Genomic DNA, 13,383 nt, shown 5'->3' on the forward strand with positions numbered 1-13,383 from the left:
CTATGGGCTACTTTGATTATTCCAGAGAGCCCAAAAGTGATATTGCCTTTGTCGATATGAAGTCCTTTTATGCCAGTGTTGAGTGTGTGGAAAGAGGGCTTCATCCTCTTAAAACCTCCCTTTGTGTCATGAGTCGGGCGGATAATTCTGTTGGGCTTATTCTTGCCTCCTCGCCTATGTTTAAAAAGGTGTTTGGGAAAGCAAATGTTGGTCGAGCTCATGATATGCCTTTTGATATCAAGACGCGCAAATTTTCCTACTACAATGCTAAGAAACAAGGCCTACCTACGGATTCAGCTTATGTGAAATTTATCGAGGATTGGGCTCAAGTGACCGTCATTGTTCCTCCTCGGATGGATAAGTATATTGCAGTCAATATGGAAATCCAACGAATCTTTCATAACTATGGCAGTCCAGATGATATTTATCCTTATTCAATTGATGAAGGCTTTATTGATCTAACCAGTTCGCTCAATTATTTTGTTCCGGACCAGCAGATTTCTCGTAAAGATAAGCTGGACATGCTTTCGGCTCGTATCCAGAGAGATATCTGGCGGCAGACCGGGATTTACTCGACAGTCGGTATGTCGAATGCCAATCCTCTGCTTGCTAAGTTGGCCTTGGATAATGAAGCTAAGCACACACCGACTATGCGAGCCAATTGGTCTTACCAAGATGTGGAGGATAAGGTCTGGTCCATTCCAAAGATGACCGACTTTTGGGGGATTGGGCATCGGATGGAGAAGCGCTTGAATAGCTTGGAAATCTATTCGATTAAGGAATTAGCCAATAGCAATCCTGATGTCCTGAAGAAGGAGCTTGGCCAAGCTGGACTACGCTTGTGGTTTCATGCCAATGGAATAGATGAGAGTAATGTTCATAAGCCTTATAAGCCAAAATCTCACGGCTTAGGCAATTCGCAAATTTTACCGAGAGACTATGTCAAGCAGCGAGATATCGAAGTTATCTTCCGAGAGATGGCTGAGCAGGTGGCTATCAGGCTTCGACGGGCCAGAAAGAAGACGACAGTTGTGTCTATCCATCTTAGTTTTTCTAAGCAGGAACAAAAACGCTCCATCCATACCCAGATGAAGGTTGAGCCGACCAATAATACCAGTCTTTTAGTCAGTTATGTACTGAAATTATTCCATAGCAAATATACTTCTGGGGCTGTCAGAAGTGTTGCCGTTAGTTATTCAGGATTTGTGGACGAGTCCTTTGCTTTAATTTCCCTTTTTGATGATGTTGACAAGCTAGAAAAAGAAGAAAGGCTCCAGACTGCCATTGATTCCATTCGAGAACAATTCGGATTTACTTCTCTCTTGAAGGCGACTGCCTTAGAGGATGCATCGAGAAGTATTGCCAGAAGTAAGCTGATCGGAGGGCATTCTGCTGGAGGATTAGATGGACTCAAATGATTGATCGTTCTTACTTACCTTTTCAATCCGCGAGGGACTACCAGGATCCAGGCATGCAGAAGTGGATGGGATTTTTCTTATCGGAGCATACCAGTTCACTCAGTGCAGAAAAAAATCGTGTCGATGTATCGCCTGATTTGAATCCAGTTGAGAAATTGTTGTGGCTTTCCCAGCTCTACGTTGGACGACAAAAAGGCTCTTTTGTGGTCAAGGAGAAAAATTATAAAAGCACGATATTGGGTGAAGTAAGAGAATTATCTCCTCAAGAAATCTCTGTTAGAACGGATGAAGGTTATCGATTAATAAAGGTAGATGATATTCTCACAATCCAACTTTGTCAGGAGGAAGTTGATGACTAGAAAAGAGTTATATGAAAACAAATTGCAGATGGATTACTTCTCAGATGATTACATCCGCTTTGAAGAAGATTTTCAAAAGTACTCTACCATGAATGTACCCCTGACCTTTCTCATTGATGATATCCTACGGACCATGGCCATCAACCAAAAGAACTACTTTGTTTTAAACAAGGAAAATGCCAAAGATGGCAGAGATCATTATTATTATTTTGAGATAGATTATCGCGTAGGATGTAGAAGTTTTCACTATAAAAAGCATGTGAATAGATAATTTGAACGCTATGACAGATGAAGCCTATATTTATTTTGAAAATAAATTACCCAGTGAAATAGCACCCCTAACAGAGAGTGCTAAAACATTATAAATTCATCAAGTGATTTGAAAATTTTGAGAATAACGGAAAAAACGTAAAAAATGTTTGATCAGTAGATAAATATATCGATGACTATATTTTTTATCATATTGTAAAATAAAAATTTCTCTCCACAAGAATACAAAGACTAGTAGATTTAAGAATGTATAGACCCCGAAAGTTAAATTTTTCGGGGGTGTAGTACAGAGGAATTCCTCCCTCTCAAAGCCTCTCTTTTGTCATGAGTTGTTGAATATCAAGAAATGCAAATCTTATGAACTATAATGCCAAGAAATAAGGCTTGCCAACAGATCCAAAATTTATCTAAGATTGGTTTCGAGTGCCTCTGCTTATTCCTTCTAGAGATTGCAGTCAATATGGTGGAAATTTAGACCATTTAATGCAGAATAGAGAGTCAGATTTGTCATCAAAACAACATCATTTTCTTAGTTCTTGTCATAGATTTGTAATGAAAATGTACTTTTTTTATAAAAATCAAAATGCTATAATTCTCTAAACAATTTTCCTTGCACAGGGAGGTTATTATGAAAAAATATAGATTGTTAAAGAAAAGTTTCTTGGCGCGTATCCTTGGATTGCTGATGGGATTTCTCTTCTTATCAGCATTCACAGCACCTGAAAAACCAGACTATGGTATCTACGATCCAAATCACTATTTGACAGAGGATACTATCACACAAATTCGTGATTTGAATGAAGCTAATAGTAAAAAGGCAGAAAAGCTTCAAGTGGGAGTTTATATCGTGGACAGTTTAGAAGGAGAAAACATTGAAACAGTAGCTAATGAGACTGCTAGAGCCTGGAAGATAGGTTATTCAGGAGATAATTTTGGAAGTTTGATTGTGGTAGCTGTTCAAGATCGTAAATCAAGGATTGAGACAAGTAATAATACCGCAATTAGAATAACGGACTACCAAACCAAGCAGATCTTGGCAGCCAGTCGTACAGATTTTAAAAATGGGGACTATAGTAAAGGAATTCTAGCGATTGCCAAAGGCTTGGACAATCAGTTTTATAGAGGAAGTGGAACATTTCAATCTGATGAATCCGCTAAAATCAAACGTTATTCTGAAAGCATCAGTGGAAAAAAATCGAGTCGAAATAGAAGCAGTTCCTCAAATTACAGTCAAAAAAATGACCCCATAAAAGATTTCTTTGGGTTCATGATGGTGGTATATATCATTGGAGTCATTATTGCCGTTATCAGAGGAGGTGGAAGTTCTCGTAACGGTGACTCGTCTAGCGGTGGCTGGTGGTTTAGTGACTCATCCGATTCAGATTCATCTTGGTCAGACTCAGGTTCAGATTCTTCTGGTGGCTGGGACGGCGGAGGCTTTGACGGTGGAGGTTCCTCTGATGATTGGTAATGTTAGTATAAAATTTAAAGAAATGAGTAGGTTTAGATATGAAAAATAAAGGAATCATTTATGTATTGAGCATTTTACTAGCCATTATCTTGCTGGGAGGTTGCTCGGTTGTAGGTACTTATAACGGTCTTGTCTCCGAACAGACCAAGGTAGAACAAGCTCAAGCAAATGTAGCGACAGCTCTTCAACGTCGTTCAGACTTGATTGGAAATCTGGTAGAGTCTGTAAAGGGACAAATGAACCATGAGACAGAGGTCTTCACCCAGATTGCAGAAGCACGTGCAAAAATTGGGAATGGCTCTGTTACTTCGAAGGAAAACCAAGAGGCTCAAGGTGAGTTGAGTTCAGCTATTTCACGCCTGCTTGTGTTGACAGAGAACTATCCTGAGCTTAAGAGTAATCAAAATGTGGAACAACTCATGACGGAGTTGGCTGGAAGCGAAAATCGTATTTTTGTAGCCCGCAAGGATTACAACCAGGCAGCAACTGACTACAATCAAAAATTAAGAAGCTTCCCAACTGTTCTCTTTGCTAATATGATGAACTTTAAAGAAGCAGAAACCTTCAAAGAAAGCGAAGAAGCCAAGACAGCTCCAAAGGTTGATTTTAGTACTTCTACATCAAAACAGTAGAGGGGCCGTTTATTTCTAAGAATTGCAAGATCTGGAAACTACTTTCCAGGTCTTTTTGCTATAATAAAAATAGGAAAGAGTTTTGGAGGTGAGGAGATGGAGAAGTTGATACAATTGCTAGTTTTAGTGCCCTATTTTTTCTTTTTTAGTTGGCAAAGGAAGGCACGACCAGGAAGTAAGCACTTTTCATTCCTTTACTATTTTTACTGGATTTATTTACCTCTCATGGCCTTGTTTAGTCTAGCTTTCACTCTTTTTTCGCTAATCTTATTTAACTTTATTTTACAAGAACCAAGGGATCTTGCTAGATGGATGATATGGCTACTTTTAGTCTTTTTATCCTTAGTCAATGACTGGAAAATCTATGCTTGTCTAAAATTTATGAATAAGCTACGATTGGAAAAGAAGAAATCCAGTCTTCCTTGAAAGAAATAGGCAAGCTTTTACCTAATAGAAAATGATGGCAATTTTTTCATGGATAAACTAGCTAGAAGCATTAATGAAGAAAACTAGACTCGAAATAGGAATTTTAAGGGAACTAATCACCTTGATTAGCCCTTTTTTGCCCTAAGGGAAAACGGAATATTTCTTGAAAAAAATGGGCAAATATGCTACAATAAAAAGAACATTCTAAAATATTCAGAATTTAAAGTAAGGAAAAAAATGGCAAATTTATTAAAAACAATCATCGAAAATGATAAAGGGGAACTCCGCCGCCTAGAAAAGATGGCTGATAAAGTCCTCAAATACGAAGATGAAATGGCTGCTTTGACAGACGAGCAGTTGCAAGCTAAGACAGAAGAATTTAAGCAACGTTATCAAAATGGTGAAACGCTTGATCAACTCTTGTACGAAGCCTTTGCTGTTGTACGCGAGGGAGCTAAGCGTGTTCTTGGTCTTTTCCCGTATAAGGTTCAGGTTATGGGGGGAATCGTTCTTCACCATGGTGACGTTCCTGAGATGCGTACAGGTGAAGGTAAAACCTTGACAGCGACAATGCCTGTTTACCTAAACGCTCTGTCAGGTAAAGGTGTACACGTAGTTACCGTCAACGAATACCTTACAGAACGTGATGCAACTGAAATGGGTGAGTTGTATTCATGGCTTGGTTTGTCAGTTGGGATTAACCTAGCTGCAAAATCTCCGATGGAGAAAAAAGAAGCTTATCTTTGTGACATTACGTACTCAACCAACTCAGAAATTGGTTTCGACTATCTTCGTGATAACATGGTTGTTCGTGCAGAGAATATGGTTCAACGTCCGCTCAACTATGCCTTGGTCGATGAGGTTGACTCTATCTTGATTGACGAAGCTCGTACACCATTGATCGTTTCAGGAGCTAATGCGGTTGAAACAAGTCAACTCTACCATATGGCGGACCACTTTGTGAAGTCTTTGGATAAAGATGACTATATCATTGATATTCAGTCTAAGACAATCGGTCTATCTGATTCTGGTATTGACAAGGCTGAAAGCTACTTCAAACTAGAAAATCTCTACGATATCGAAAACGTAGCCTTGACTCACTTTATCGACAATGCCCTTCGTGCTAACTACATCATGATTCTTGATATTGACTATGTGGTCAGCGAAGAGCAGGAAATCTTGATTGTCGACCAATTTACAGGTCGTACCATGGAAGGTCGTCGTTATTCTGATGGTTTGCACCAAGCGATTGAAGCTAAAGAAGGTGTGCCAATCCAAGATGAGACCAAGACATCAGCATCGATTACCTACCAAAACCTTTTTCGTATGTATAAAAAATTGGCAGGTATGACAGGTACTGGTAAAACAGAAGAAGAAGAATTCCGCGAAATCTACAACATTCGTGTTATTCCAATTCCTACTAACCGTCCGATCCAACGTATTGACCATTCAGACCTTCTTTACGCTAGTCTCGATGCAAAATTCAAGGCTGTGGTAGAAGATGTTAAGGCGCGTTACCAAAAAGGTCAACCTGTCTTGGTAGGTACTGTTGCCGTTGAAACCAGTGATTTTCTTTCTAAGAAATTGGTTGAAGCAGGCGTACCTCACGAAGTATTGAATGCTAAAAACCACTACAGAGAAGCGCAAATCATCATGAATGCTGGTCAACGTGGTGCGATCACTATCGCAACCAACATGGCCGGTCGTGGTACTGATATTAAGCTTGGTGAAGGTGTTCGTGAACTTGGTGGACTTTGTGTCATTGGTACAGAACGCCATGAAAGTCGTCGTATCGATAACCAGCTTCGTGGACGTTCAGGACGTCAAGGGGACCCAGGGGAGTCACAATTCTACCTTTCTCTGGAAGATGATTTGATGAAACGTTTCGGTTCAGAGCGCTTGAAGGGTGTCTTTGAACGTCTCAATATGTCAGACGAAGCGATCAAATCTCGTATGTTGACACGTCAGGTTGAAGCAGCACAAAAACGTGTTGAAGGAAACAACTACGACACACGTAAACAAGTCCTTCAATACGATGATGTCATGCGTGAGCAACGTGAGATTATCTACTCACAACGTTACGATGTCATCACTGCTGATCGCGACTTGGCTCCTGAGATTCATGCAATGATTAAACGCACTATTAATCGTGTTGTTGATAATCATGCGCGTGCTAAACAAAATGAAAAACTAGAAGCTATCTTGAATTTTGCAAGATACAACTTGCTTCCAGAAGATTCAATTTCACCTTCAGACCTAGAAGGTTTGTCAGACGAAGCGATCAAAGATGAACTTTACCAACGTGCATTGAAAGTCTACGATAGCCAAGTTGCTAAGCTTCGTGATGAGGAAGCTGTTAAAGAATTCCAAAAAGTCTTGATCCTACGTGTTGTAGATAACAAGTGGACAGACCATATCGATGCTCTTGATCAGTTGCGTAATGCTGTTGGTCTCCGTGGTTATGCTCAGAATAACCCTGTCGTTGAGTATCAAGCAGAAGGTTTCCGTATGTTTAATGATATGATTGGTTCCATTGAGTTTGATGTGACCCGTTTGATGATGAAAGCACAAATTCATGAACAAGAGCGTCCACAAGCAGAGCGTCATATCAGTACGACAGCTACTCGTAATATCGCTGCACAACAGGCTGAGCTTCCTGCAGATTTGGATCTTAGCCAAGTTAAGCGTAACGACTTGTGCCCATGTGGTTCTGGTAAGAAATTTAAAAACTGTCACGGTAAACGACGTTAAAATTGACTAATTTTCAGGCGGATGCCTAGTGAAAAGTGAATTTTCGCTTGGCGTCCGTTTGCTTTATAAGGAGATGAATAATGGTATTTACAGCAAAAAGCCCTAAAATTAATATTGAAGAAGTTCGTAGTTTATCTAAATTAGAAGGACAAGCACTGGCTAATAAACAACAACGTGACCAAGAACTTGAAGCGATTATTCGTGGTGAAGATCAACGCATTTTGTTGGTGATTGGTCCTTGTTCATCTGACAATGAAGAAGCAGTTCTCGAATATGCTAAGCGTTTGGCAAAATTGCAAGAAGAAGTCAAAGATCGCGTCTTTATGGTCATGCGCGTCTACACTGCTAAACCACGTACTAATGGTGATGGTTATAAGGGCTTGATTCACCAACCAAATGCCAAAGAAGCACCTAGTCTCATCAATGGGATCAAGGCGGTTCGTCACCTGCATTACCGTGTGATTTCTGAAACAGGAATGACGACAGCGGATGAAATGTTGTACCCAGAGAACCTTCCTTTGGTAGATGATTTGATTTCTTATATGGCAGTTGGAGCTCGTTCGGTTGAAGACCAACAACACCGTTTTGTAGCTAGTGGAGCAGATTTTGCGACAGGTTTTAAAAATCCAACGTCTGGAAATCTCAATGTCATGTTCAACGGTATTTATGCAGCGCAAAACAAGCAGAGTTTTCTTTTCCTAGGAAAAGAAGTCGAAACTACTGGAAATCCTTTATCCCATGCCATTCTCCGTGGTGCCCTCAACGAATACGGGAAAAACATTCCTAACTACTACTATGATAATTTGATGGATACTATTGCCCAGTATGAAAAGATGGGCCTTGAAAATCCATTTATCATCATTGATACCAACCATGATAACTCAGGTAAGCAGTATATGGATCAGATTCGCATCGTTCGTCAGACCTTGATTAACCGCGATTGGAATGAAAAGATTAAAAAATATGTTCGTGGTTTCATGATTGAGTCTTATCTAGAAGACGGTCGTCAAAATGAACCAGAGGTCTTTGGAAAATCTATCACCGATCCATGTCTTGGATGGGAAAATACTGAAGCTCTTGTGCGCGAAATCTACCAAAGACTAGGAGAATAATATGGCATTTATTGAAAAAGGTCAAGAAATCGATATCGAAGCGATTAAGGCGAAAACACAGCTGTCTGCAGAAGCCTTGCAACATAAGGAAAGCCGAGACCAAGAACTAGCAGACATCCTTTCAGGAAAGGATGACCGAATCTTGTTGGTCATTGGACCTTGTTCGTCTGACAATGAAGAAGCAGTTCTTGAGTATGCTCGCCGTTTGGCAGACTTGCAGAAGAAAGTTGCGGATAAGATTTTCATGGTCATGCGTGTTTACACAGCTAAGCCACGAACCAATGGAGATGGCTACAAGGGCTTGGTTCATCAGCCAGATACTTCTAAAGCCCCAAGTTTGATTAATGGTTTGCAAGCGGTTCGTCAACTTCATTATCGAGTGATTACAGAAACTGGATTGACCACAGCGGATGAAATGCTTTATCCATCCAATCTAGTTTTAGTTGACGACTTGGTGAGCTACCATGCCGTGGGTGCGCGTTCAGTAGAAGACCAAGAACACCGTTTTGTAGCTTCAGGGATTGATGCACCAGTGGGGATGAAAAATCCAACCTCAGGAAATCTATCTGTTATGTTTAATGCCATCTATGCTGCACAAAACAAGCAAACATTTCTTTACCATGGACAAGAAGTTGAGACTTCAGGTAATCCCCTGGCCCACGTTATCCTTCGTGGAGCTATGAATGAATATGGGAAAAATGAACCAAACTTCTACTATGAAACTCTCTTAGATGCTATCGGGCGTTATGAGTCTATGGGGCTTGAAAATCCCTTTATCATGATTGATACTAACCATGATAATTCAGGGAAACAATATATGGAGCAAGTTCGAATTGTTCGCCAAGCACTGCTCAACCGTGATTGGAATGAAAAGATTAAGAAAACAGTTCGAGGTTTCATGATTGAATCCTACTTGGCAGATGGTCGCCAAAATCAACCAGAAATTTTTGGTTGCTCTATTACAGACCCATGTCTAGGATGGGAAAATACAGTAGCTCTGGTAGAAGAAATCTATACTACCTTAACAAAATAAGTGAAAAGGATGGAGTTGGGGGTGTCTCAACTCCTTTTGACGAAAATGATAGTTGGACACGGAATTGATATCGAAGCATTAGCTTCTATACAAAATGCAGTTGAAAAAAGAGAAGGATTTGCACGGCGTGTCTTGACAGACAAGGAAATGGAGCGCTTTGCCAGTCTTAAAGGTCGCAGACAGGTCGAGTATTTGGCTGGTCGTTGGTCAGCTAAAGAGGCTTTCTCAAAGGCTATGGGAACGGGAATTGGGAAGTTGGGCTTTCAAGACTTGGAAATCTTGAACAATGAAAGAGGAGCTCCCTACTTCAGCAAATCCCCGTTTTCAGGAAAAGTTTGGCTATCGATTAGCCATACAGATCAGTTTGTGACAGCTAGTGTTATTTTGGAGGAAGATTATGAAAACTAGTCCACATAGACCAACCAAGGCCCTCATCGATCTGGGTGCTATCCGCTACAATATCCAACAAATGGGAGAGCACATTCCCAAAGATACCCTCAAATGGGCAGTTGTAAAAGCCAATGCCTACGGGCACGGAGCGGTAGCTGTTGCAACAGCTATTCAGGATGATGTCGATGGTTTTTGCGTTTCTAATATCGATGAAGCCATCGAGCTTCGTCAGGCAGGAATTTCTAAGAAGATTCTTATTTTGGGAGTATCTGAGGTTGAATCTCTTTCATTGGCTAAGGGGTATGCGATTACCTTGACAGTGGCGGGATTGGAATGGATTGAGAATCTCCTTGATACTGAGTCAGACTTATCTGGTTTAACCGTTCACCTTAAAATTGACTCAGGCATGGGACGAATTGGTTTTAGAAGCGCTAGTGAGGCCGAACAAGCCCAAATTTTACTCAAGGAACATGGAGCCAATGTTGAGGGAATCTTTACCCACTTTGCAACAGCTGATGAAGAGTCGGATAGCTACTTTAAGCAACAGTTGGACTGTTTCAAGACAATCCTTGCAGGCTTGAATGAAGTACCGGAATTGGTTCATGCAAGTAACTCTGCAACGACTCTATGGCATGCGGAAACGATTTTCAGTGCTGTTCGCATGGGAGATTCCATGTATGGCCTCAATCCAAGTGGACAAGTTTTGGAATTACCTTATGAACTAAAACCAGCCTTAACTTTGGAGTCAGCCATCGTTCATGTCAAAACAGTAGAGGTTGGAGCTTGTATGGGCTACGGAGCGACCTATCAGGCAGACAGTGAGCAAGTCATTGCCACTTTGCCAATCGGTTATGCAGATGGTTGGACACGAGATATGCAGAATTTCTCAGTTCTGGTAGATGGACAATTGTGCCCCATCGTAGGACGTGTATCCATGGACCAAATCACCATTCGCTTACCTAAGCTTTACCCATTGGGTACCAAGGTAACTTTAATTGGCTCAGACGGTAATAAAGAAATTACTGCAACAGATGTAGCAGTTTACCGAGGAACCATCAATTATGAGGTGGTTTGTCTCCTCAGTGATCGAATTCCAAGAGAATATTATTAAAAAACAGAAGGAAAGGAGAGTAGCATGAATTTACACCAACCCTTGCATGTCTTGCCTGGTGTGGGACCCAAATCAGCAGAAAAATATGCCAAACTAGGAATTGAAAATCTGCAAGACCTCTTGCTCTACTTTCCTTTCCGTTATGAAGATTTTAAGACCAAGCAGGTGCTAGAACTAGAAGATGGTGAAAAGGCTGTCCTATCTGGTCAGGTGGTAACGCCAGCTAGTGTTCAGTATTATGGATTTAAGCGCAATCGTCTTCGCTTTAGCCTTAAACAGGGAGAAGTTGTGTTTGCGGTTAACTTCTTTAATCAACCCTACCTAGCTGACAAGATTGAGCTAGGAGCAACCTTGGCTGTCTTTGGAAAGTGGGATCGTGCTAAAGCTAGTCTCACAGGCATGAAGGTTTTAGCCCAAGTGGAGGATGATCTCCAACCTGTCTATCGTCTCGCACAAGGAGTTAGTCAAGCAGGACTTGTTAAGGTCATCAAAACCGCCTTTGACCAGGGTCTAGATCTCTTGATAGAGGAAAATATCCCTCAGTCCTTGCTCGATAAATACAAACTCATGTCTCGCTGTCAGGCTGTTCGTGCCATGCATTTTCCTAAGGATTTAGCAGAATACAAACAGGCCCTTCGTCGAATCAAGTTTGAGGAGCTCTTTTATTTCCAAATGCAATTACAGACCCTTAAGTCTGAAAATAAGATTCACGGAAGTGGATTGGTCCTGAATTGGTCCCAGGAAAAACTAACGGCTGTACAAGAAAAGTTGCCTTTTGCTTTGACCCAAGCCCAAGAAAAGAGCCTGCAAGAAATCCTAACAGATATGAAGTCGGACCATCACATGAATCGACTCTTACAAGGGGATGTCGGTAGTGGGAAGACAGTAGTTGCGGCTCTAGCGATGTACGCGGCTGTAACGGCTGGTTATCAGGCAGCTCTAATGGTTCCGACAGAGATCCTTGCAGAGCAGCATTTTGAAAGTTTAGAGAGTCTCTTTCCAGATTTGAAACTAGCCCTCCTAACAGGTTCATTAAAAGCTGCAGAAAAACGCACGGTTTTAGAGACCATTGCTAAGGGCGAGGTCGATGTGATTATCGGAACTCATGCTCTGATTCAAGATGGGGTGGAATACGCTCGACTTGGTTTGATTATCATCGATGAACAACACCGATTTGGTGTAGGACAAAGGCGTATTTTACGGGAAAAAGGAGAAAATCCAGATGTCCTTATGATGACGGCAACTCCGATTCCACGGACCTTAGCTATCACAGCTTTTGGAGATATGGATGTATCCATTATTGACCAGATGCCAGCGGGACGAAAACCGATCGTAACACGCTGGATCAAGCATGAACAACTGCCTCAGGTCTTGACTTGGTTGGAGGGTGAGATTCAAAAAGGCTCCCAAGCCTATGTCATTTCGCCCTTGATTGAAGAATCTGAAGCCCTGGATCTTAAAAATGCTATTGCTTTATCGGAAGAATTGACGGCTCATTTTGCAGAAAAAGCAAAAGTTGCTCTCTTACACGGTAAGATGAAGAGTGATGAAAAAGACCAGATTATGCAGGAGTTCAAAGAGAGAAAAACAGATATTCTGGTTTCGACAACGGTTATCGAGGTTGGGGTCAATGTGCCAAATGCGACGGTTATGATTATCATGGATGCTGATCGTTTTGGGCTTAGTCAACTCCATCAGCTTAGGGGTCGTGTAGGCCGTGGGGATAAGCAGTCCTATGCGGTACTTGTGGCCAATCCCAAAACTGACTCTGGAAAGGATCGCATGCGCATCATGACGGAAACGACTAATGGATTTGTCCTTGCAGAGGAAGATTTGAAAATGCGTGGCTCTGGTGAGATTTTTGGAACCAGACAGTCAGGTCTACCAGAGTTTCAAGTTGCTGATATTATCGAGGACTTCCCAATACTTGAGGAAGCGCGTAAGGTAGCTGGTTATATCAGCTCTCTTCCTAACTGGCAGGAGGATCCAGAGTGGCATATGATTGCCCTAAATCTAGAAAAGAAAGAACATTTGGATTAAGCTTTCTCTAAGAAAATCTTAAGTTTGCTTTTAGGGTTATTGCCTATACTAGGGTCATCAAAAAGAAACGAGGACTCTCACATGACGATGACGATTAAAGTAAATTACCAAAAAATGTTTCAACAGGAACAAACACCTTCTTCTAAATACTAAGTAAAAGAGCGGTAACGCTCTTTTTGTATGAGATTCTCAGGTAAGGGATTTAGAAAAATGCTTATGTTCATTTGATTTACTGAATGTATAAACTTCAACATCACTTCAAACAACACCGTAGTCTTAACAGGCAATCTAAAAGCAGTGCTTTGAGAAACCTGTAACTAGCTTTCTAGTTTGCTCTTTCGTTTTCATTGAGTCAGAAGTTACTTTTAGT

At 41.1% G+C, this 13,383-nt stretch carries 11 protein-coding genes; all 11 read left to right on the forward strand.

The window, feature by feature from the left end; translation table 11 throughout:
* Positions 1 to 2 precede the first annotated feature (2 nt).
* On the forward strand, positions 3 to 1,418 hold the full coding sequence (locus O3633_RS09690) for a Y-family DNA polymerase (protein WP_049530556.1): 1,416 nt from the start codon (positions 3 to 5) through the stop codon (positions 1,416 to 1,418).
* Positions 1,415 to 1,777 carry a hypothetical protein gene (locus O3633_RS09695; RefSeq protein WP_049530555.1) on the forward strand — a complete coding sequence of 121 codons (363 nt, stop codon included), beginning with the start codon at positions 1,415 to 1,417 and terminating at the stop codon, positions 1,775 to 1,777. The genes O3633_RS09690 and O3633_RS09695 overlap by 4 nt, the downstream gene beginning before the upstream one ends.
* Positions 1,770 to 2,048, forward strand: a complete 279-nt coding sequence (locus O3633_RS09700) for a DUF5960 family protein (RefSeq protein WP_049530554.1) — start codon at positions 1,770 to 1,772, stop codon at positions 2,046 to 2,048. The genes O3633_RS09695 and O3633_RS09700 overlap by 8 nt, the downstream gene beginning before the upstream one ends.
* Positions 2,049 to 2,675: 627 nt before the next feature.
* The gene (locus tag O3633_RS09705) at positions 2,676 to 3,518 is read left to right on the forward strand and encodes a TPM domain-containing protein (protein WP_371621138.1); all 843 of its coding nucleotides are present in this window, start codon (positions 2,676 to 2,678) and stop codon (positions 3,516 to 3,518) included.
* A gap of 38 nt (positions 3,519 to 3,556) precedes the next feature.
* On the forward strand, positions 3,557 to 4,150 hold the full coding sequence (locus O3633_RS09710; RefSeq protein WP_000790850.1) for a LemA family protein: 594 nt from the start codon (positions 3,557 to 3,559) through the stop codon (positions 4,148 to 4,150).
* Positions 4,151 to 4,813: 663 nt separating this feature from the next.
* Positions 4,814 to 7,327: a preprotein translocase subunit SecA gene (gene secA / locus O3633_RS09715; RefSeq protein WP_371621139.1), complete on the forward strand. Its 2,514-nt coding sequence runs from the start codon at positions 4,814 to 4,816 to the stop codon at positions 7,325 to 7,327.
* An 80-nt stretch (positions 7,328 to 7,407) separates the two neighbouring features.
* Positions 7,408 to 8,439: a 3-deoxy-7-phosphoheptulonate synthase gene (locus O3633_RS09720; RefSeq protein ID WP_000232201.1), complete on the forward strand. Its 1,032-nt coding sequence runs from the start codon at positions 7,408 to 7,410 to the stop codon at positions 8,437 to 8,439.
* A gap of 1 nt (position 8,440) precedes the next feature.
* Entirely contained in the window at positions 8,441 to 9,472 is a 1,032-nt protein-coding gene (locus O3633_RS09725) for a 3-deoxy-7-phosphoheptulonate synthase (RefSeq protein WP_371621140.1), read from the forward strand.
* A gap of 45 nt (positions 9,473 to 9,517) precedes the next feature.
* On the forward strand, positions 9,518 to 9,880 hold the full coding sequence (acpS, locus tag O3633_RS09730) for a holo-ACP synthase (protein ID WP_371621152.1): 363 nt from the start codon (positions 9,518 to 9,520) through the stop codon (positions 9,878 to 9,880).
* Positions 9,870 to 10,973, forward strand: coding sequence for an alanine racemase (gene alr / locus O3633_RS09735; RefSeq protein ID WP_371621141.1), 1,104 nt, complete (start codon positions 9,870 to 9,872; stop codon positions 10,971 to 10,973). The genes acpS and alr overlap by 11 nt, the downstream gene beginning before the upstream one ends.
* A 24-nt stretch (positions 10,974 to 10,997) precedes the next feature.
* A complete protein-coding gene (gene recG / locus O3633_RS09740) occupies positions 10,998 to 13,013 on the forward strand; it encodes an ATP-dependent DNA helicase RecG (protein ID WP_371621142.1) in 2,016 nt (671 codons plus the stop codon).
* Positions 13,014 to 13,383 lie beyond the last annotated feature (370 nt).

It is taken from the genome of Streptococcus sp. 27098_8_22 (assembly GCF_041432415.1).
GTDB classification, from domain to species: Bacteria; Bacillota; Bacilli; order Lactobacillales; family Streptococcaceae; genus Streptococcus; species Streptococcus pseudopneumoniae_M.